This is a genomic window from Pantoea sp. EKM10T (assembly GCF_011800685.1).
Classification (GTDB): Bacteria; Pseudomonadota; Gammaproteobacteria; order Enterobacterales; family Enterobacteriaceae; genus Pantoea; species Pantoea agglomerans.
On record NZ_JAALEU010000001.1, the window covers coordinates 79,958 to 100,843 of the forward strand.

A 20,886-nucleotide genomic window follows, 5' to 3' on the forward strand; every position below is an offset into this window, starting at 1 on the left:
GGCTGGTAATCTCTGATACCAATTGCAGTGATAAAGCACAATTATCCAATCGGCAACGGTTATGTTATTCTTTTTTAAGCTAAAGTTATGCAATTGTTGTCTTTTGACGCCGGGATAAGGGAAGAGGATGTTTAAGATTTCACGTCGTACCACCTTTGGAATGCTGCTGCTGCTGATCATGCCGGTTGCCGTCTGGCTGAGCGGCTGGCGCTGGCAACCAGGCGAAAGCAATGCGCTGCTGAAAGGTCTCTTCTGGATGACCGAGACCGTCACCAACCCCTGGGGCATTGTTACCAGCGTCGTGCTGAGTGCATGGATGCTCTGGTGCCTGCGTTTTCGGCTGAAGCCCGCCATCCTGCTGCTGCTGATCATGAACGCCACCATTCTGGCCGGGCAATACACCAAATCCTATATCAAAGAGCAGATTCAGGAACCGCGTCCCTATGTGATTTGGCTGGAACAGCATCACGGGCTGGATGAAAAGACCTTCTACGAGCTGAAGCGCAAACAGCGTGGCGAGATGGTAACCTCACTGATTGCCGATGAGACGCAGATCCCAGGCTGGCTGAAACGGCACTGGGCGTTTGAAACCGGTTTCGCGTTCCCGTCGGGACATACTATGTTTGCCGCCAGCTGGGCGCTGCTGGCATTGGGTCTGCTCTGGCCGCGTCGTCACTATAAAACCGTGGTGGTGATCTTTTTGTGGGCCACCGGCGTGATGGCGAGTCGTCTGCTGCTGGGCATGCACTGGCCACGCGATCTGGCGATGGCAACCATACTCTCCTGGCTACTGGTCACCATTGCCACCTGGCTGGCGCAGCGATTCTGTGGCCCGCTGACGCTGCCGCCGGAAGAGCAAAAAGAGGTGGCGCAGCGGGAGCCCTGATTGTAATTCACCCGTAAGACCCCATATTATTAGACGGGTCTGCGCAAAAGCGACCCGCCCGATGCTGCTGGGAGCAGCATTTTTGCTGGAGTTTTGGCATAATTCTACCCGACAACCTCACAACAGGATGCACTGTGAAATATTTGCTGATTTTTTTAGTGGTACTGGTCATTTTCATTATTTCCGTCACCCTGGGTGCGCATAACGATCAGGTCATTACATTTAACTATCTGCTGGCGCAGGGTGAGTTCAGCATCTCGACCTTACTGGCATCCCTGTTTGGCGCAGGTTTCGTGCTTGGCTGGATCATCTGCGGTCTGTTCTGGTTACGGACCCGCGTCTCCCTGGCGAATGCCAACCGGAAAATTAAGCGTATGCAGACCCAAATCGAGCAGAGTACTACCCTGGCGACCACGCCATCTTCTCCGGCTGGCCGGGAATAATTCCTGATGCATGAATTGCTGTTTCTGTTACTGCCGGTGGCGGCAGCGTATGGCTGGTATATGGGCCGTCGCAGCGCGCATCAGGATAAGCAACAGGAAGCCAACCGACTGTCACGTGAATATGTCGCTGGCGTAAACTTCCTGCTCTCCAATCAGCAGGACAAAGCGGTCGACCTCTTCCTTGAGATGCTGAAAGAGGACAGCGGCACGGTTGAAGCACACCTGACGCTGGGCAATCTGTTCCGTTCGCGCGGGGAAGTCGACCGCGCCATCCGCATCCATCAGGCTTTAATGGAAAGCGCCTCCCTGAGCTATGAGCAGCGACTGCTCGCCGTACAGCAACTGGGCCGCGACTATATGGCGGCGGGCTTATATGACCGCGCGGAAGACATGTTTAAGCAGCTCACCGATGAAACTGACTTTCGGGTGGGTGCGCTGCAGCAACTGCTGCTGATCCACCAGGCAACCAGCGACTGGCAGCAGGCGATTGAGGTTGCGGAACGGCTGGTTAAGCTTGGCAAAGAGAAGCAGAAAGGCGAAATAGCCCATTTCTACTGCGAGCTGGCTCTGCAGGCGATGAGCAGCGACGATCTCGATCGTGCCATGAGCCTGCTGAAGAAAGGGGAGTCGGCCGATCGTAACAGCGCACGTATCTCGATCATGATGGGCCGTATCCTGATGGAAAAAGGCGATTACGCTAAAGCGGTGGGCCATCTGCAGCGGGTGCTGGATCAGGATAAAGAGCTGGTGAGTGAAACGCTGGGGATGCTGGAGACCTGTTTCCAGCAGCTCAATCAGCCAGACGCCTGGTCAGAGTTTCTTCATCGCTGTGTTGAAGAGAACACCGGCGCGGCTGCGGAGCTCTATCTGTCTGACATCCTTGAGCAGCAGCAGGGACCCGAAGCGGCCCAGAATTACATCAGCCGTCAGCTGCAGCGTCATCCTACTATGCGGGTGTTCCACCGCCTGATGGATTTAAATCTGCATGAAGCGGAAGATGGCCGCGCGAAAGAGAGCCTGATGGTGTTGCGCGACATGGTTGGCGAACAGATCCGCACCAAGCCGCGCTATCGCTGCCAGAAGTGCGGCTTTACCGCCCACGCACTCTACTGGCACTGCCCATCCTGCCGCACCTGGTCTTCGGTTAAGCCTATCCGCGGCCTCGACGGCCAGTAAACCGGCCGCTGCAGCCGCACCATTAATAGCTCATTGTAGTTACAACATACTATAGGTTGAGTTAGCTTACAGACCTCAGCGACAGTGCAGAATTTGCCAGGCAGGAGGGCAATGGCGATTGTGATGGTCAGACACCGCAGGTAGAATGCTTGCCGTTTGTCTATTGCGCCTGCGGGCGCCTGTTGCAGAGGAAATGCCATGCCTTCACCCCACAACGTGACCGCTTCGCCGATTCTGGTAGCGCTGGATTATCATGACCTCGACAGCGCACTGCGTTTCGTCGACCAGATCGATCCCCGCAGTTGCCGCCTTAAAGTGGGCAAAGAGATGTTTACGCTATTTGGCCCCTCGCTGGTTAACACTCTGCAGCAGCGCGGCTTTGAAATCTTCCTCGATCTTAAATTCCACGATATTCCCAACACTACCGCTCATGCCGTGGCGGCCGCTGCCGATCTCGGGGTCTGGATGGTCAACGTCCATGCCAGTGGCGGGGCACGGATGATGAACGCGGCGCGTGAAGCGCTGCTTCCCTTTGGTAAAGAAGCGCCCCTGCTCATTGCGGTGACTGTACTGACCAGTATGGATGCAGAGGATCTCAAAGGGCTGGGCATTACGCTTTCGCCTGCCGAACAGGCAGAGCGACTGGCGAAGCTGACACTGTCGTGCGGGCTGGATGGTGTGGTCTGTTCCGCCCATGAGGCTGTCCGCTTCAAACAGGTTTTAGGTCAGGAGTTTGCGCTGGTCACGCCGGGGATTCGCCCGGCAGGCAGTGATGCAGGCGATCAGCGTCGCATCATGACACCTGAGCAGGCGAAGCAGGCGGGCGTGGACTATATGGTTATCGGGCGTCCGATCACCCAATCCGCCGATCCCGCCGCCACTCTGCAGGCGATCCTGCACAGTCTGGAGACACAATAATGGCGAAGGATAATCCACTGGTTTACTCAACCGACAGCGGGCGCATTACCCAGCCGGAGCCAGCGAAGGAGCGCCCAAAAGGGGATGGCATTGTGCGCATCCAGCGTCAGACCAGTGGTCGCAAGGGAAAAGGCGTCTGCCTGATTACCGGTATCGACCTGGACGACGCGGCATTGACGCTGCTGGCGGCCGAACTCAAAAAGAAGTGCGGCTGTGGGGGTTCAGTGAAAGAGGGCGTTATCGAGATTCAGGGGGATAAGCGCGATTTACTGAAAAGCCTGCTGGAAGCCAAAGGCATGAAGGTCAAACTGGCGGGTGGCTGAAAAAAAATCGGGCTACCGAAGTAGCCCGATTGTTGTGTAGATGCTTAGCGTAGCCGATTATTCTTTTAATAAGGTCTTTAGTGGACCTGATGACCGATAATACCACCGACAGCGGCGCCACCGACTGTGCCGAGTGCGCTACCATTGGTCAATACTGAACCCCCAATCGCACCCGCGCCCGCGCCAATAGCGGTGTTGCGGTCACGTTTAGACCAGTTAGAACAGCCGCTCAGTGCAACAGCTAACGTAGTCGCCAGTACAACGGCAGTGATTCGTTTCATTGTTGTTGTCATACACTTCTCCTTTGATGTGCTCACAGAGGCAACACTCTTAGTATAGCTCCGATATTTCCTCAGCCCGCTTGTGTCGCATCATTGCCGCATCCGTGTCGGCATGGAAATGTGATCACCATGGACAAACCGTTTGTAGCGGGAGAGTCACAATGCAAACCCGACAGGGCCACGCATTGCCTGAGAGGATTCTAAGCGTTCTGGTTAAATTCCGAAGATAGAAAATTCTGAAATCACGACACATTTTTGCATTCACAGCCATTCTTTCTGCGTTTATAGCCATTTGCTCCATAACTCTTTCGCGTCTGACTCCGCAAAATTCAGGGACGATTGTCAGCAGGAGAAAATAGATGCTGGAACACCTGAAACAACAGGTTCTGGAAGCGAATCTGGATCTACCCAAATACAACCTGGTGACCTTCACCTGGGGCAATGTCAGTGCTGTTGATCGCGAACAGGGTTTGCTGGTGATTAAACCTTCCGGCGTGCGCTATGAAGTGATGAAGCGCGACGACATGGTCGTGGTCGATCTGGCGAGTGGCGACGTGGTGGAAGGGGATAAACGCCCCTCATCGGACACGGCGACGCACCGCGCGCTTTACCTCGCCTGGCCGGAGGTGGGTGGCATTGTCCATACCCATTCGCGGCATGCGACCATCTGGGCCCAGGCAGGACGACCGATTCCTGCCTGGGGAACCACCCACGCCGATGACTTCTATGGTGAGATCCCCTGTACCCGGTCGATGCGCAATGAAGAGATTCAGCACGACTACGAGTGGAACACCGGTGAGGTGATTATCGAGACTTTTGCGCAACGTGGGTTGTCTCCTTCGGCGATCCCGGCGGTACTGGTCAACTCTCATGGCCCGTTTGCCTGGGGGAAAGACGCTCATGCTGCGGTACACAGCGCGGTTGTGCTGGAGGAGGTGGCGTATATGGGCCTGTTCAGCCAGCAGCTGACCGCTAATCTGCCGCCGATTAACCAGACGCTGCTTGACCTGCACTACCTGCGAAAGCATGGCGAGAACGCCTGGTACGGGCAAAAATAGCGAGCGGGACGCCACGGCGTCCCGTTTTTTTAGTCTCATCTGAGACTGGTATGGCGATCTCCATCATAGTTATCAAAACAACAGGTCATTAAAAATAAAACAGCGTTTCATTTTATCGAGGCGATCACTGTTTTGATTACCTCAAGTCACTACTTTGCTTGCATCGCCTTCGGGCACTTCCTGCTCCACCCTCTGGCATAGCAAAGGTGACATCCATATGCATATCAAACGTGCTATAGACAAAATTCCGGGCGGTATGATGCTCATTCCGCTCTTTATCGGCGCACTCTGTCATACGTTTTCTCCAGGCGCCGGGAAATATTTCGGTTCTTTCACCAACGGCCTGATGACCGGCACGGTACCCATTCTGGCCGTCTGGTTTTTCTGTATGGGCGCGTCGATTAAACTCAGCGCCACCGGGACGGTACTGCGTAAATCGGGCACGCTGGTGCTTACCAAGATTGCCGTCGCCTGGGTTGTGGCTGCCATCGCCTCACGGGTGATGCCGGAGAATGGCGTAGAAGTAGGGATGTTTGCCGGGTTATCGACGCTGGCGTTGGTGGCTGCCATGGATATGACCAATGGCGGCCTTTATGCCTCGATCATGCAGCAATATGGTTCCAAAGAGGAGGCGGGTGCGTTTGTGCTGATGTCTCTGGAGTCCGGGCCATTAATGACCATGGTTATCCTGGGCACCGCCGGCATCGCCTCATTCGAGCCGCACGTGTTTGTGGGGGCGGTCCTGCCGTTTATTGTGGGGTTTGCATTAGGGAATCTTGATCCGGAGCTGCGCGACTTCTTCGGAAAAGCGGTCCATACGCTGATTCCTTTCTTCGCCTTTGCTCTGGGTAACACCATTAACCTGGGTGTCATTGCGGAAACCGGACTGCTGGGCATCATGCTGGGCGTGTCGGTGATCATTATTACCGGTATCCCACTCATTCTGACCGATCGGCTGATTGGGGGCGGGGATGGTACGGCTGGCATAGCTGCATCCAGTACGGCAGGCGCAGCGGTAGCGACGCCGGTGCTGATTGCCGAGATGCTGCCGCAGTTTAAACCAATTGCCCCTGCTGCCACGGCGCTGGTGGCAACGTCCGTGATTGTGACCTCCGTGCTGGTGCCGATCATTACGGCCATCTATTCAAAACGTGTTAAGCGTCTTCATGTTGCCGTGGAGCAGCGTGCCGCTATTAAGTAACCCGCCTAATCAATCCCCGACGCGCGAGTCGGGGATCTCTCTGGATTTTGTGTTGTAAATCAATCTCTCATTTGGTCTGGCCTCACTCTGCATTACGCTGATGTGGCGTATTTAACGCATCAAATATAAACAGAGGATGAGACAATGACAGTTATTAACCAAGCAACGTGCAGATTATTTACCGAAGTCGGCAACACCACGCAGTTAGTCGCCTATTACGAAGAAGGGCGTCGTACTATGTGGATGATGTTGCGTGCACAGCCCCGTCCGAGCTTCAACCATGAACTGATTGAGGAGATCATGAATCTGAGCTACGCCGCTCAGCGTTCCGGTCTGCCGATCGACTTCTGGGTTACCGGCTCTCTGGTGCCACAGATGTTTAACGCCGGTGGCGATCTGCGCTTCTTTGTCGAGTGCATTCGCAATAACCGCCGTGAGGCGCTGCGGGCCTATGCCCGTGCCTGCGTTGACTGCATCCATTCGGCAGCACGGGGGTTTGATACCGGCGCGGTGACGCTGGCGATGATTGAGGGCAGTGCCTTAGGCGGCGGATTCGAAGCGGCGCTGGCGCATCACTTCATTCTGGCGCAGAACAACGCGCGGATGGGCTTTCCGGAAATTGCTTTTAACCTCTTTCCCGGCATGGGCGGCTACTCACTGGTCGCGCGTCGTTCCGGCATGAAACTGGCAGAGGAGTTAATTTGTGAAGGGGAGTCCCACAGCGCAGAGTGGTATGAAACGCGCGGACTGGTGGATAAAGTCTTCCAGCCTGGCGACAGTTACCGCGCCACCCGCACCTTTATCGATACGTTACGTCCTAAACTCAATGGCGTGCGGGCTATGCTGAAAGCGCGTCAGCGCGTGCTGCAATTGTCACGCGCTGAGCTGATGGATATTACCGAAGATTGGGTCGATTACGCCTTTACCATCGAACCTAAAGACATTGCTTACATGGAACGCCTGGTTCAGTTACAAAACCGCCACAGCGCATCACTGCGTAAAGCGGGTTAATCTGAATTAGCGTTAAACGCGGGCAGGATGCTTAGCCAGCCAATGCCCAAACTGTTCCGCGGGCATTGGTTTTGCGTAGTAGTAGCCCTGACGCCCATCGACACCACTGTTAAGGACAAACTTCTCTTCATCCGGGGTCTCAATACCCTCTGCAATCACCTGCAAATCGAGCGCCTTGGCGACGGCGACAATAGCTCGTACCAGCGATTGTGAGACGGGCTGTTTATTAATATCGCGGATAAAGCTTTGGTCGAGCTTGATGGCATTGATCGGCACACGTGCGAGCTGAGAAAGCGATGAGTAACCGGTGCCGAAGTCATCCAGATGAACCTGTGCGCCCAGCTCCTGAAACTGCTTCATCAGCCGCAGGGCTTCAGCTTCATTCTCAATCAGGCAGCTTTCTGTGAGCTCAATATCGATAGGACAGTCGGTGATATTCGCCTCATGCAGCGCCTGTTTCAGGTCAGTATAGATGCTTTGATCAATCAGCTGACGTGCCGACACGTTGACGGCGACGCGCAGAAAAATGCCCTGCTGGCGCCAGACGATAATCTGTTTCAGCACATTGAGCATGACCCAGCGTCCCAGCGGCACAATCAGTCCCGACTCTTCGGCATAGGGAATGAAATCAGCAGGAGAGACCAGGCCGCGCTCGGGTGAGTTCCAGCGTACCAGCGCTTCGGCGCTGCGGACTTCACCATCACTGTCGATTTTCGGCTGGTAATGCACCAGCAGGTGATCCAGCTCCAGCGCTTTACGCAGATTGGTGTCCAGCCACAGGTACTCAAAGACCCGCTGGTTCATCTCTGCCGCGAAGACACAGAACTTGCCACGACCGTTCTCTTTGGCGTGATACATCGCGGTGTCAGCATTGCGAATAAGGCTCTCGCGATCTTCACCATGCAGCGGCGCGAAAGCGATCCCGATAGAGCAGCCGCTGTACACTTCGATTAGTCCGATACGGAAAGGCTGACGCAGGCGCTCAAGAATGCGGGAGGACATCGCCTCCAGCGCAGCCTGGCTGGTGTGCTCAGCCAGCACCACAAACTCATCGCCACCCAGCCGGCCCAGAGTCTGGTCTTTACCCAGACAGCTAAGAATCGCCAGTGAAACCGCCTGCAGTAACTGATCGCCGAACATATGACCGTAGGCGTCGTTCACTTTTTTGAAATTATCGAGATCGAGGTAGACCACGCCGGTCTCATCGCGCTCAGATCGCTCCAGCGCCAGGCTAATCTGTTGATGAATTGCGTTGCGATTAGGCAAACCGGTCACCGTATCGGTGTTTGCCAGCACCCGGAGGCGTTCCTGGGCGCGTCGCTCCTCGGTTATGTCGGTGCCAGAACAGATGAGGAAAATTTCATTTTTGCCACTGCCGCTGTGAACAAACTTATTACGAAACAGAAACAGTCGCTGACCTTTTTTGGTTTTAACCCAGCGCTCCACCTCATAGGAGTTGCCGTCACGGAAGAAGCCCGCGATGTTGCGTCGTGACTGAGAGGCCTCCTGTTTGGTCATAAAGAGCTGAAAGACGTTACGGCCAATAACCTCATGCTCATTCAGACCGGTATATTCTTCACTAAGACGGTTAAAACGCTGAATATTGCCGCGCTGATCGAGGATCACAATCACCGAGTTGGCTTCAGAAACCACCTGTTCGGCGAATGAAAGACCCAGGGTTAAGTCGCGGGCGACTGCTGAGGTATCGCCCCAGGCAGAAGCGGTTCCTGCCCAGGTCGCCTGGTTCACTTTGCGCCCGACAAAATGCATCGGAACATCAATGCCCTGCAGCGTCATGGTCAGATTGATGCTTGAAGTGATGACCGGCATCGCGCGTATCATGGCTGCCTGGCCGGGGGTTAACGGCAGGGCGATATTAGTTTGTGACGACTCATCTTCGGCAAAATGCAACGCATCGCTGTCCGCGGTCAGACGCCAATGAGGGCTGGTTGTACCGAAAAGGGTGTACAACAACGTTTGCCCTTGTTCATCGGTCATGGAAACTTCCTCCGGGAAGTGCTCTGCAGGCGTTATCTCATTATTTTAGCAACAGTATTCATCATCTGACGCCAGCACAAGATGCAAACCGAATATATTTTCCCATCCAGATAAGAATGGCACAAAAAAGCCCCGACATTGCGGGGCTGTTTAGTGCGGTCAGCAGGGACATTTACCCAGTTTGCCTGCCTGGCTGGGGAAGCGGGCATCCAGACAGTAACGGTGGAAATCGCGCTCATTCATCGGCGGCTGATCGGGATGATGGAGTCGCATATGCTGCAGATATTTTTGATAATCCTGCACCCCGACCATTAAGCGAAAACACTGTTGCAGGCCGCGCCAGAATCCCCGCCAGCTGAATGTCTGTGGCTGTGGGGCGGCGGCAGGCTGGCAGCGGATAATCTGCCACTCTCCCTGCGGACGCTGGGACTGATGAATAGCATCAGACATGACGCACCTCCTTGTTGCGCAGCGTCACAACGGACTCATGCGTAGTAGGAAGATCGCTGCGCAGCGCCCGGCGAATGACAAAGAACGCAGAGATGAGCATCGTGACCGCCACCAGCATAAAGAAGGCGCACAGGGCCGCGTTAATCTGATTGCTGAAGACGATGGTCTGCATATCTGCCACGCTTTTTGCCGGGGCGATGATCACGCCTTCATCCAGCCCTTTGCGGAACTTATTCGCCTGCGCCAGGAAGCCAATCGACGGTTTTTCATGGAAGATTTTCTGCCAGCCTGCAGTCATCGAGGTGATAAACAGCCAGACAGTTGGCAGGATAGTCACCCAGGCGTAACGCTGCTTTTTCATTTTAAACAGCACCACGGTGCCGAGGATCAGCGCCATGGACGCCAGCATCTGATTGCCGATACCAAACAGCGGCCACAGAGTGTTAATGCCGCCGAGCGGATCGACCACGCCCTGATAGACAAAGAAGCCCCAGCCCGCGACCGCCACGGTCGTGCCGGCCATATTTCCCAGCCAGGAGCGGTTATTCGCCATAGAAGGCACCACGGTGCCTGCCAGATCCTGCACCATAAAGCGGCAGGCGCGGGTACCGGCATCGACCGCCGTCAGAATGAACAGCGCTTCAAACAGAATGGCGAAGTGATACCAGAACGCCATCATCGCCCGGCTGTTAAAGATCTCGGTAATGATGTGGGCCATTCCCACCGCGAAGGTTGGCGCGCCGCCTGCGCGGGACAGGATCGAGCCTTCACCCACGTCACGGGCGATGCCGCTCAGCATTTCCGGCGTGACGACAAAGCCCCAGCCGTTGATCACCTGAGAGGCGCTTTCAACGGTGGTACCAATCAGCGCAGCCGGGGAGTTCATGGCAAAGTAGACGCCCGGATCGAGTACCGAGGCACAAATCAGCGCCATGATCGCCACAAAGGATTCCATCAGCATCGCGCCATAGCCAATAAAGCGGATATGACTTTCCCGCTCCACCAGTTTTGGCGTGGTGCCGCTGGAGACCAGCGCATGGAAGCCGGAGATGGCGCCGCAGGCAATAGTAATAAACAGGAACGGGAACATCGCGCCGGAGAAGACCGGGCCGGTACCGTCGATAAATTTGGTGACCGCCGGCATTTTCATCTCTGGCATGGCAAAGACAATCCCCACCGCCAGCCCGACAATCACGCCGATTTTAAGAAAGGTCGAAAGGTAGTCACGCGGAGCCAGCAGCAGCCAGACCGGCAGCACGGAGGCAATAAAGCCGTAGATCACCAGCACCCAGGTCAGTGAGGTGCCTTTCAGGGTAAAGAAGGGCCCCCAGTAAGGATGCTGGGCTACGTCACCGCCATAGATAATCGCCGCCATCATCAGCACAAAGCCAATCAGTGAAACTTCGGCGATTTTACCGGGCCGGATAAAGCGCATGTAGACGCCCATAAACAGCGCAATCGGAATGGTGGCCGCGATGGTAAACAGTCCCCACGGACTGTTCGCCAGCGCCTTGACCACCACCAGCGCCAGCGCCGACAGGATAATGATCATGACGCCCAGCGCGCCGAGCATGGTCACCACACCGGCAAACGCACCCAGCTCCTGCCGCGCCATCTCGCCCAGTGAACGGCCATCACGACGGGTTGAGATAAACAGGATCAGGAAATCCTGTACCGCACCCGCCAGCATCACCCCGACCAGGATCCAGATGGTGCCAGGCAGAAAGCCCATCTGCGCCGCCAGAATCGGACCCACCAGCGGGCCGGCACCGGCAATAGCCGCAAAGTGGTGACCAAACAGCACCCATTTATTGGTCGGGACATAATCGAGCCCGTCGCTCAGCCGCTCAGCAGGCGTCATCCGGCGGTCGTCCAGTTCGAAAATATTGCGGGCGATAAACAGGCTGTAGAAGCGATAAGCGATGCTGTAACAGGCGACAGCGGCTATCACCAGCCAGACTGCGTTGACGTGTTCGCCGCGGCTGAGGGCCAGCATGGCGAAAGTGCCCGCGCCGATTAACGCCACCACTAACCAGATCGCACTGGTTTTGACGTTTTTCATGACTAACTCCTTGTGAGGACCGAGAGGAAAGCGATCGAAAACAACGAGTCAAACTTAATGTAATGGAATGTAAGTGAAAGTTAATCAGTGGAGAAGTGTGAAGCGGGGTACAAATTTAACTTTTTTGCAGTGCGGGCGGGGCGGAAACAGGCGGGATAACCGGAGTTATCCCGCCCGATTGACTGCTCAGTACGTCACTACTCAGACGGCGGGACGCGCCACGACGCTGCGGGTTTCCATGCGGACTTCGGCGATGGTGACATCAATCACATCGGTCACACGGTAAACCACTTCGCCTTTGATCTGAACGCTGCCATTTTCCTGGCTGCAGACCAGCTCATCACGCACCGCGTGAATGAACGGAGCCGGGATAAAGGCGACCGCGCCAAACTCCAGCAGGCGAACACGCATGCCACCACGTGACACATCGATAATCTCGGCGCTGAAGCGACGGTCGGTTGCTGCAAACGGCGCCAGATAACGGGCGTAGAGCCAGTCGCCAACATCACGTTCCGCCATGCGGTTCAGGCGGCGGCGCTCACTCATCGTCACCGTCAGCGCATCATCCGGACGAGCGATCTGCTCACCGCGAATAATCGCTTTCAGCAGACGATGGTTGACCATGTCGCCGAACTTACGAATCGGTGAGGTCCATGTGGCGTAAGCCTCAAGTCCCAGGCCAAAGTGCGGGCCAGGCTCGGTGCTGATCTCAGCGAAGGTCTGGAAGCGACGGATCCGGCTGTCGAGGAACTGGGTCGGCTGGGCATCAAGCTCACGACGCAGCACGCGGAAACCTTCCAGCGTGGTGATCGCCTGCGCATCCACGGTAATACCATGGTTGGCCAGCACGGCCGCGGCCTGTTCAGCATTGGTGGCATCGAAACCGGCATGGACGTTGTAGATACCAAAACCGAGACGGTCACGCAGCACTTTCGCCGCGCAGACGTTGGCCAGAATCATAGACTCTTCGACAATGCGGTTAGCGATGCGGCGCGGTTCAGCCACAATCTCCAGCACTTCACCTTTTTCACCCAGCAGGAAGCGGTAATCCGGGCGATCTTTAAACACCAGCGCGTGAGTCTGACGCCACTCGCTGCGCGCCAGGCAGAGGCGATGCAGCAGGCGAATCTGTTCAGCAATCGCCTCACTTTCCGGCTGCCATGAGCCGCTGTTTTCCAGCCAGTCAGAGACGTCGTCATACGCCAGCTTGGCTTTGGATTCGATCCAGGCGGCAAAGAACTCAACGTCATCACCTAAGTTGCCATCGGCTGCCACGGTCACGCGGCAGGCCAGGGCCGGACGGCGCACATTCGGACGCAGCGAGCAGACATCATCAGAGAGTTCGCGCGGCAGCATCGGGATGTTAAAGCCCGGCAGGTAGTTGGTAAACGCACGCTGCGCCGCCAGCTTATCGAGCTGACTGCCTTCCGGCACATAGGCGGTAGGGTCGGCGATAGCGATGGTCAGACGCAGGGCGCCATCGTCCAGGGCTTCCACAAAGAGCGCATCATCCATATCCTGGGTGCTGGCGCTGTCGATGGTAACGAAATCCAGCGCGGTCAGATCTTCACGCGTCAGATTTTCATCCAGCATCTCGCCAAAACTGACATCGGGCGCTTCACGCTCAAGGTTATGACGCGACAGCGTCACCCACCACGGCGCCAGATGGTCATCAGCTTTGACAATAAAATCGGTGAGTTCGGCATAAAAGCCGCGATCGCCTTTCAGCGGATGGCGACGCATCTCCGCCACGGCCCAGTCACCATTCTCAAACTCATGGCTGACATCGCGCGCAGGGCGACACTGGATAGTATCCTTCAGCAGGGGGTGATCCGGCACAATCGACAGGCGATCGTCTTTCTTCTGTACCCGGCCAACAAAGCGGCTCAGGAACGGCTCAACCAGGGTTTCCGGCTCAGCGCTTTCGCGATCTTTATCGCTGTGGATCACGGCGGTGATGCGATCGCCGTGCATCACTTTCTTCATCTGCGGTGGCGGAATGAAGTAACTTTTTTGCGCATCGACTTCCAGAAAGCCGAAGCCTTTTTCAGTGCCTTTTACGACGCCTTCAGCACGAGGCGTTTGCGAATGGAGCTTCTCTTTCAGCTGCGCGAGCAGCGGGTTATCCTGGAACATAATTTTTACGTTTCGTTGGCTGATTGCGGCTGACAGTTTTACGCGAATCGACGTCGCGCGGCAAGGCAAAAAGCCGGACGAGCCGGCTTTTTAGGGGGGAGTGAAAGGGCTGTCAGGCGATGCGCTGATCGGCCAGTGCCTCAGAGAGTTCCAGCTTCACCGGCACCGATTTTGAGGTCGGTGTACCACTGTCATCACCAAAGCTGTTCAGCGGCACCAGCGGGTTGGTTTCCGGATAATAGGCCGCCAGGTTACCGCGCGGAATATTGTAGGGAACCAGTTTGAATCCGCTGACGCGACGGGTAATGCCATCATTCCACAGCGTTTCGATATCGACATTCTGGCCTTCGGTAAAGCCCAGGTCTGCCATATCGTCCGGGTTGATGAACACCACTTCACGCTGACCAAACACGCCACGGTAACGGTCATCGAGGCCGTAAATGGTAGTGTTGTACTGGTCGTGCGAACGCAGTGTCTGCAGGGTAAAAGGCACGTCCTGATCAAGATTCGGGAACAGTGAGGTCGGCAGCGCTGAGGCGTTAAATTCCGCTTTCTGGCTCGGGGTATTGAAGCGCAACTCGGCTGCTGCGTTGCCCAGATAGAAACCGCCCGGGATATCGCATTTGGCGTTAAAGTCGGCAAAGCCCGGGATCGTCGCGGCGATGTGCTCACGGATCAGGTTATAATCACCCGCCAGCTCGCGCCATTTCACTTTTTCATCACCCAGCACCGCCTCGGCGATACCGGCAACAATCCAGGTCTCAGAACGCTGCGTTTCCGCCAGCGGAATACCGATCCCTTCAGAGGCGTGCACCATGCTGAAAGAGTCTTCCACGGTAATAAACTGATTGCCGGTGGCCTGCAGATCGCGCTCGGTGCGGCCCAGCGTCGGCAGAATCAGCCCATCGTGACCCGGCACCAGATGGCTGCGGTTCAGTTTGGTGCTGATATGCACGGTCAGACCACATCGTGACATCGCCTCTTCGGTGCGCGGTGAGTCGGGTGCGGCCGCCGCAAGGTTGCCACCCAGCGCGATCAGCACTTTCACTTCATCACGCAGCATGGCGTTCAGCGCTTCCACGGTGTTGTGGCCTGCCGCACGCGGGGGCTCGAAATTGAAATGATTCCCCAGCGCATCCAGGAAGGCTTTCGCCGGTTTCTCATCGATGCCCATGGTGCGGTTGCCCTGCACATTACTGTGACCGCGAACCGGGCAGAGGCCTGCGCCTTTTTTGCCCAGCTGGCCAAACAGCAACTGCAGGTTGGTGATCTCGCGCACCGTGTCGACAGAGTGTTTGTGCTGGGTGATGCCCATCGCCCAGGTACAGATCACCCGGTCAGCGCTCTGGTAGATCGCCGCGGCTTCACGGATCTGCGCCTGCGTCAGGCCCGACTGCGCCACAATCTGCATCCAGCTGGTGTTATCCACGGCGTCGAGATACGCCTCAATGCCGTTGGTTTTGGCATTGATAAAGGTCTGATCGAACAGGCCGCTTTCGCCAGCCGCCAGACGCGCGCGATGGGTTTCCAGCAGGGATTTCACCATGCCGCGCACCGCTGCCATATCACCGCCCAGGTTCGGCTGATAATAGGAGGAGCTGATGTTGCCCGCTTTCGAGGTCACCACTTCCAGTGGTTTCTGCGGATCGGCAAAACGTTCCAGACCGCGTTCGCGCAGGGTATTAAAGGTGACGATTTTCGCACCGTGATCGGCAGCGTGACGCAGGCTGTGCAGCATACGCGGATGGTTAGTGCCGGGATTCTGACCGAAGACAAAAATGGCATCTGCGTGGTCGAAATCATCCAGACGAATGGTGCCTTTACCGACGCCAATGCTGCGCTTCAGGCCGGTGCCGCTGGCTTCGTGGCACATATTGGAGCAGTCAGGGAAGTTATTGGTCCCCATCAGGCGACCAAACAGCTGATAGAGCCAGGAGGCTTCATTGCTGGCGCGACCGGAGGTGTAGAGCTCCATCTGATCCGGATGATCCATCGCCTTAATGTGCTGCGCGATCAGCGCAAACGCTTCATCCCAGCTGATGGGCTCGTAGTGGTCGGTTTCCGCGTTGTAGCGCAGCGGATGGGTCAGACGTCCCTGATACTCCAGGAAGTAGTCACTCTGGGTATAGAGCGTGGTCACGCTGTGTTTGGCGAAAAAGTCGGTGTCGACCATCCGGCGTGTCGCTTCCCAGGTCACCGCTTTGGCGCCGTTCTCGCAGAAGCTGAAGGTACTTTTATTGTCATCACCCCAGGCGCAGCCCGGACAGTCAAAACCGCGTGCTTTATTCATGCGCATCAGGTTACGCATATTTTTCAGGGCCGCTTTGCTGTCAAGAACGAAACGCGTGGTGGCTTCCAGTGAACCCCAGCCGCCCGCTGCCGCGCGATAGGGTTTGATTTGGCGTTTAAATTTCATATTGAGTGCAGGCTTTTTATAGTAGGAATTAATGTTTGGTGTTTGTTATCAGGTTATATCCTGATGGTGAAAGGAAGTCTGCAGCTATCCTCATACCTTGTCTAATTGATTGACTTAATGGTGCGATAGCTGGCGTTTATCGTGCATAAGCCAGAAATGTGATGCTGGTCAGATTTTACCCGCCTTTAACCTGCTGATAACGGGAGTTCTCCCGACAACAGGCTAATACTTGCTGTTCACAATCAGAGAGGGCACGACTCCATGAAACAGCTGACCAGCCAGATTCATGCATTTGGCAAAGCGTTGATGATGCCAATCTCGGTCATCGCTGCCGCAGGTATCTTCCTTGGGCTGGCGGCGGCCATGCAGAACCCGGCGGTCACCGGCGATGCCTTTGCGCAGATGCAGGTGCCGCAGTTAATTATCGGCTTTATTCGCAAGGTTGCCGGAGCGCTATTCGCTAATCTGCCGGTCTTCTTTGCGGTAGCGAGTGCCATCGGACTGGCGAAAGCGGAAAAACCTACCGCCGCCTTTGCCGCGGTGATTGGCTATATCGTGATGAACGTTGGTATCAGCGCGACGCTGGCGGCCAAGGGGATCACCGCCGCCACCACCACACCTGCAGCCCTGCAGCAGGCGGGGATGGATCAGACCACCGCCATGATGACCTCGGCGGAATATATCAACATGCTGGGCGTCTTTACCTACAACATGAGCGTACTGGGCGGGGTGATTGCCGGACTGGTAACGGTGGCGCTGCACAATCGCTTTTATACCCAGCAATTGCCTACCGCGATCAGCTTCTTTGGCGGACGGCGTTTTGTGCCGATTGTGACCGTGATCTGTCTGCCACTGATTGGAGTATTGCTGGCGCTGATCTGGCCGACCATTGGCGACGGTATCGCCTGGATTGGACAGATGATTGGCAAAAGCGGGCAGTATGGCGCTTTTCTGCTGGGGGCCTTTGAGCGCATCCTGATCCCCACCGGCCTGCATCACATCCTTAACGAAACCGTGCGTTTCACGCCTATTGGCGGCATGGCGGTGGTCGATGGCCAGACCGTGGTTGGTGCACTGAACATCTTCAACGCGTCACTGACTCATCCGGGATCGATCCCCGATGAGACGCTGCGCACCGCCACGCAGTTTCTGGCGCAGGGCAAGATTCCGGTGATGATGTTCGGCCTGCCCGCCGCGGCGCTGGCGATCTATCACACCGCCCGACCCGAGCATAAACAGCGGGTGAAAGCACTGGTCATGGCGGGGGCGCTGACCTCCTTCACCACCGGCATCACCGAACCGCTGGAGTTCTGCTTTATCTTTGTCTCGCCGGTGCTCTATCTGCTGCACGCTTTCCTGACCGGCCTGTCGTTTATGCTGATGTCGATGCTGCATCTGATGATTGGCAACGTGCAGGGCGGTGTTATCGACCTGGTGGTGTTCGGCATGCTGGGTGGGGCAAAAACCCACTGGTGGTGGACGCTGGCGCTGGGTGTGATCTATGCGCCGATCTACTACTACGCTTTCCGGCTGGTGATTACCCGGATGAATGTTGAAACGCCGGGCCGTGAATCGGAGGATGAGAAACCGCAACAGGTCGCCGCGGATGAACGGACTCAGGTCATTATCAGCGGGCTGGGCGGGCAGGCCAATATCGAGGATGTCGATTGCTGCTTTACCCGGCTGCGCGTGCGGGTCAAAGAGATGAATCAGGTGGTCGATCAGACGCTGATGAGCACCGGTGCCAATGGGGTCAATCGCGTCAGCGAGCACGACATTCAGGTGATCTACGGCCCGCAGGTCGAGAAGATCGCCAACGAGGTAAAAATGGCACTGGGCGTCGCTTAACGGCAGCCTGTTTCACTCTTCGTCACAACGCTAACCGCCCGACGCCCGTGGGCGGTTAGCGCCTGTTCGCCGGAGCGCTCCGCCCGCTGCCGTCCCGCTTATTGTAACTAAAAAAAGCCCAGCCCTAATGGGCCGTACCTTTCTGCCGATATAGCGACTAATCCTCTTACTTTTCGGAACACCGCGATGTCGTTAAAAAAATCCTCCCTGATCATCTTCTCCTTCCTGCTGGCGCTGTTTCTCACCAGCGTGGCAATCAGCACCTGGCTGCTGATCCAGAGCAATCACTCGCTGAATGCGGTTAACAAAGAGATCCGTGTGGTGCTCTCGGTGATTGACCCCATCAACCACAGCCGCACGCTGCGTGTGCGTCTGATGGAGTACATGAAGGAGATTGAGGGCAGTGACGCAAACAATCCCGCCACGCTGGACAGCGTTCGGACCGTGGCCGGCAAAGCGGATGCTGCATTTCAGGCCTATATGAACGCGCCGCGTCTGCCGGGCGAAGAGGCGGAAGCCGACGCTTATAACCAGGCTTATCAGACCTATCGTCAGCAGGGTTTACAGCCGTTGATTGAGGCGGCAGAGGCGCACGATCAGGTGCGCTTTAAAAATCAGATCGCCACCGTGGTTCGCCTTGACCGTCAGTATGAAATCATTCTGGACCGGGTGCTGGCCCAGCATGAAACCTATGCCAAAAAGCTTAACAGCGATGCACAGAGTCACTTCACCTCCGGCATTACCCTGCTGGGGCTGTTTGGGGTGCTGTTTTTCGCCATCATCGTCGCCATTTACATCTTCATGAAGCGCTATGTGCTTTCGCCGATCAATGATGCGCAGGAACACTGCAAGCTGATTGCGGCGGGCGTCCTGGATACCACGGTGCCGGTCAAAGCCGGTTCGCGCAGTGAAATTCAGTTGCTGATGGGCTCGCTGGAGCAGATGCGCAGCGCGCTGACCGCCATTATTCTCCAGGTGCGCGATTCAACCCGCTCAGTCTCCACCGCCTCTCAGGAGATTGCGGCGGGTAACATCGATCTCGCCTCGCGAACCGAACAGCAGGCTGCCGCGCTGACGGAAACCGCTGCCAGCATGGAGCAGCTGGGCGCAACCGTGAAACAGAACACCGAAAACGTCTTTGAAGCCTGCCGTCTGACCAGTGAAGCGGTGAAAAACGCGGAAAGCGGTGAAAAGGTCTCGCAGGAAGTGGTGACATCGATGGCGCTGATTAATGCCAGCTCGAAGAAGATCGAGGAGATCACCACCGTGATCGACAGCATCGCCTTCCAGACCAATATTCTAGCACTGAACGCGGCAGTCGAAGCCGCCAGGGCAGGTGAGCAGGGCCGCGGTTTTGCGGTGGTGGCAGGGGAAGTCCGTAATCTGGCCCAGCGCAGCGCCACCGCAGCCAAAGAGATTGAGGGGCTGATTGCGGAATCTGTCTCGATCATTCATGCCGGTTCCGATCAGGTCAGCCGGACCGGTGAGGCGATGAGCGCCATTATCTCCTCTGTCAGCCGCGTGAATCTGCTGATGGAGCACATCTCAACCGCTTCTGATGAACAGAGTCGCGGTATCGGTCAGATTGAGCAGGCGGTTACCGAGATGGACAGCGTTACACAGCAGAACTCGGCGCTGGTGCAGGAGTCTGCCGCAGCATCTGCCTCGCTGGAAGAGCAGGTGCAGTATCTGACGCAGTCGGTCTCCACCTTCCGTCTGGCAAACAGCTAATCAGGGGGCTCCGCGCTGAGTTTATGCAGCGCGGAGTCCTGATGCTGAGCAATGTGCGGCAGAGAAGGGAGAGTTTGATTCAGTGCCTTGTGGCGCAGGGCTAATCGGCGGATTATAAGGCTTTCCAGTAAATATGGGGTGGTCATGCTAATCAGCACGGAAAGTGCCCGCAGCAACAGCGCGGATACCCGACTGGCCTGTACGCTTGCCGCTGCCGCAGGCGCACTGAATACCGCAGCCTTTGAGATCGTCGGTTTTTTTTCAGCCAACATGACCGGGAATGTCTCGCTGCTGTCCGATCACCTGGCAAAAGCGAATCTGGGGCCTGGCCTGTTTTTTCTGTCGATCGTTCTTCTGTTTATTGCGGGTTCCATGTTTTCAACGCTGATCATTAATGCCGGGCACCGCAGAAATATCCGCACCATCTATGCCTTTGTCATCCTGATTGAGGGCAGCGCGCTGATTGCACTGGGGGTGATTGAAAATCACTTTCCGCCGCAGTCGCCCGGTGTGGTGTTAATTATGAGCCTGAGCTTTTTAATGGGATTGCAGAATGCGGTGGTGACGCGTATCTCCAATGCCCGCGTTCGCACTACCCATATCTCCGGCACGGCGACCGATATCGGGATTGAGCTGGCAATGCTGTTTGAGGTGCTGCGGCGCACAGCGTCACCGAAAGAGGCACCGCTCTATCTGAGCCGGCTGCGACTGCACTGTCTGACCCTGCTTTCTTTCCTTGCAGGAGGGATAGCCGGAATCGGGCTTTACCGGCTGCTTAGCTACGATTTCCTGCTGCCAGTAGGGTTCGGGTTAATCTGTCTGGCGCTGAATGCCATCTTTACTAAGCCAGCAAAACAACAGGGCGCGATGATTTAAGTGCGCTACCCTCACTGATGCGTAAACCAGGGCGGCGCGTAGTGTTGATTTCATCGATCCGCCTGTGCAAAT

Annotated in this window: 17 protein-coding genes; 11 read left to right on the forward strand and 6 right to left on the reverse strand. The window is 56.2% G+C overall.

Annotated features, from left to right (window positions below):
• The first annotated feature begins 127 nt into the window (after nucleotides 1-127).
• From pgpB to yciH, 5 genes are all read left to right on the forward strand, one after another.
• Nucleotides 128-886 carry a phosphatidylglycerophosphatase B gene (gene pgpB, locus HFD95_RS00385; RefSeq protein WP_060680299.1) on the forward strand — a complete coding sequence of 253 codons (759 nt, stop codon included), beginning with the start codon at nucleotides 128-130 and terminating at the stop codon, nucleotides 884-886.
• Between the two features lie 134 nt (nucleotides 887-1,020).
• The gene (locus tag HFD95_RS00390) at nucleotides 1,021-1,329 is read left to right on the forward strand and encodes a LapA family protein (protein ID WP_010670247.1); all 309 of its coding nucleotides are present in this window, start codon (nucleotides 1,021-1,023) and stop codon (nucleotides 1,327-1,329) included.
• 6 nt (nucleotides 1,330-1,335) lie between these two features.
• Nucleotides 1,336-2,505, forward strand: a complete 1,170-nt coding sequence (lapB, locus tag HFD95_RS00395) for a lipopolysaccharide assembly protein LapB (RefSeq protein ID WP_010244490.1) — start codon at nucleotides 1,336-1,338, stop codon at nucleotides 2,503-2,505.
• A 198-nt stretch (nucleotides 2,506-2,703) separates the two neighbouring features.
• On the forward strand, nucleotides 2,704-3,423 hold the full coding sequence (pyrF, locus tag HFD95_RS00400) for an orotidine-5'-phosphate decarboxylase (RefSeq protein ID WP_022625580.1): 720 nt from the start codon (nucleotides 2,704-2,706) through the stop codon (nucleotides 3,421-3,423).
• A complete protein-coding gene (yciH, locus tag HFD95_RS00405) occupies nucleotides 3,423-3,746 on the forward strand; it encodes a stress response translation initiation inhibitor YciH (RefSeq protein WP_010244495.1) in 324 nt (107 codons plus the stop codon). The genes pyrF and yciH overlap by 1 nt, the downstream gene beginning before the upstream one ends.
• A gap of 77 nt (nucleotides 3,747-3,823) precedes the next feature.
• Here yciH and osmB read toward each other — a convergent pair whose 3' ends face one another.
• On the reverse strand, nucleotides 3,824-4,039 hold the full coding sequence (osmB, locus tag HFD95_RS00410; protein ID WP_003853848.1) for an osmotically-inducible lipoprotein OsmB: 216 nt from the start codon (nucleotides 4,037-4,039) through the stop codon (nucleotides 3,824-3,826).
• A 347-nt stretch (nucleotides 4,040-4,386) separates the two neighbouring features.
• Between osmB and araD the strand changes: the two genes are divergently transcribed.
• The 3 genes from araD (at nucleotide 4,387) to HFD95_RS00425 (ending at nucleotide 7,297) form a co-directional block, all read left to right on the forward strand.
• Complete coding sequence (gene araD, locus HFD95_RS00415; RefSeq protein WP_010244508.1) at nucleotides 4,387-5,085, forward strand: L-ribulose-5-phosphate 4-epimerase; 699 nt, start codon at nucleotides 4,387-4,389, stop codon at nucleotides 5,083-5,085.
• A gap of 217 nt (nucleotides 5,086-5,302) precedes the next feature.
• Entirely contained in the window at nucleotides 5,303-6,286 is a 984-nt protein-coding gene (gene kdgT / locus HFD95_RS00420; RefSeq protein WP_010244511.1) for a 2-keto-3-deoxygluconate transporter, read from the forward strand.
• Nucleotides 6,287-6,430: 144 nt separating this feature from the next.
• Nucleotides 6,431-7,297 (forward strand): crotonase/enoyl-CoA hydratase family protein, encoded by an 867-nt coding sequence (locus HFD95_RS00425; RefSeq protein WP_003853843.1) that lies wholly within the window; start codon nucleotides 6,431-6,433, stop codon nucleotides 7,295-7,297.
• Between the two features lie 12 nt (nucleotides 7,298-7,309).
• On the opposite strand, the gene pdeR is transcribed toward HFD95_RS00425, so the two are convergent.
• From pdeR to HFD95_RS00450, 5 genes are all read right to left on the reverse strand, one after another.
• Nucleotides 7,310-9,295 carry a cyclic di-GMP phosphodiesterase gene (gene pdeR, locus HFD95_RS00430; protein ID WP_010244518.1) on the reverse strand — a complete coding sequence of 662 codons (1,986 nt, stop codon included), beginning with the start codon at nucleotides 9,293-9,295 and terminating at the stop codon, nucleotides 7,310-7,312.
• 159 nt (nucleotides 9,296-9,454) lie between these two features.
• Entirely contained in the window at nucleotides 9,455-9,745 is a 291-nt protein-coding gene (locus tag HFD95_RS00435) for a YbdD/YjiX family protein (protein ID WP_010244521.1), read from the reverse strand.
• Entirely contained in the window at nucleotides 9,738-11,807 is a 2,070-nt protein-coding gene (locus HFD95_RS00440) for a carbon starvation CstA family protein (RefSeq protein WP_167429692.1), read from the reverse strand. Before HFD95_RS00440 ends, HFD95_RS00435 begins: the two co-directional genes overlap by 8 nt.
• Nucleotides 11,808-12,008: 201 nt before the next feature.
• On the reverse strand, nucleotides 12,009-13,943 hold the full coding sequence (locus tag HFD95_RS00445; RefSeq protein ID WP_167429693.1) for an exoribonuclease II: 1,935 nt from the start codon (nucleotides 13,941-13,943) through the stop codon (nucleotides 12,009-12,011).
• A gap of 112 nt (nucleotides 13,944-14,055) precedes the next feature.
• The gene (locus HFD95_RS00450; protein WP_163798538.1) at nucleotides 14,056-16,359 is read right to left on the reverse strand and encodes an FdhF/YdeP family oxidoreductase; all 2,304 of its coding nucleotides are present in this window, start codon (nucleotides 16,357-16,359) and stop codon (nucleotides 14,056-14,058) included.
• A 261-nt stretch (nucleotides 16,360-16,620) separates the two neighbouring features.
• Here HFD95_RS00450 and HFD95_RS00455 point away from each other — a divergent pair, with 261 nt between their 5' ends.
• From HFD95_RS00455 to HFD95_RS00465, 3 genes are all read left to right on the forward strand, one after another.
• On the forward strand, nucleotides 16,621-18,207 hold the full coding sequence (locus HFD95_RS00455; protein ID WP_124890008.1) for a PTS transporter subunit EIIC: 1,587 nt from the start codon (nucleotides 16,621-16,623) through the stop codon (nucleotides 18,205-18,207).
• A gap of 186 nt (nucleotides 18,208-18,393) precedes the next feature.
• Nucleotides 18,394-19,938 (forward strand): methyl-accepting chemotaxis protein, encoded by a 1,545-nt coding sequence (locus HFD95_RS00460; RefSeq protein WP_167429694.1) that lies wholly within the window; start codon nucleotides 18,394-18,396, stop codon nucleotides 19,936-19,938.
• A 144-nt stretch (nucleotides 19,939-20,082) separates the two neighbouring features.
• The gene (locus HFD95_RS00465) at nucleotides 20,083-20,814 is read left to right on the forward strand and encodes a YoaK family protein (RefSeq protein WP_010670239.1); all 732 of its coding nucleotides are present in this window, start codon (nucleotides 20,083-20,085) and stop codon (nucleotides 20,812-20,814) included.
• The last annotated feature ends 72 nt before the right edge of the window (nucleotides 20,815-20,886 follow it).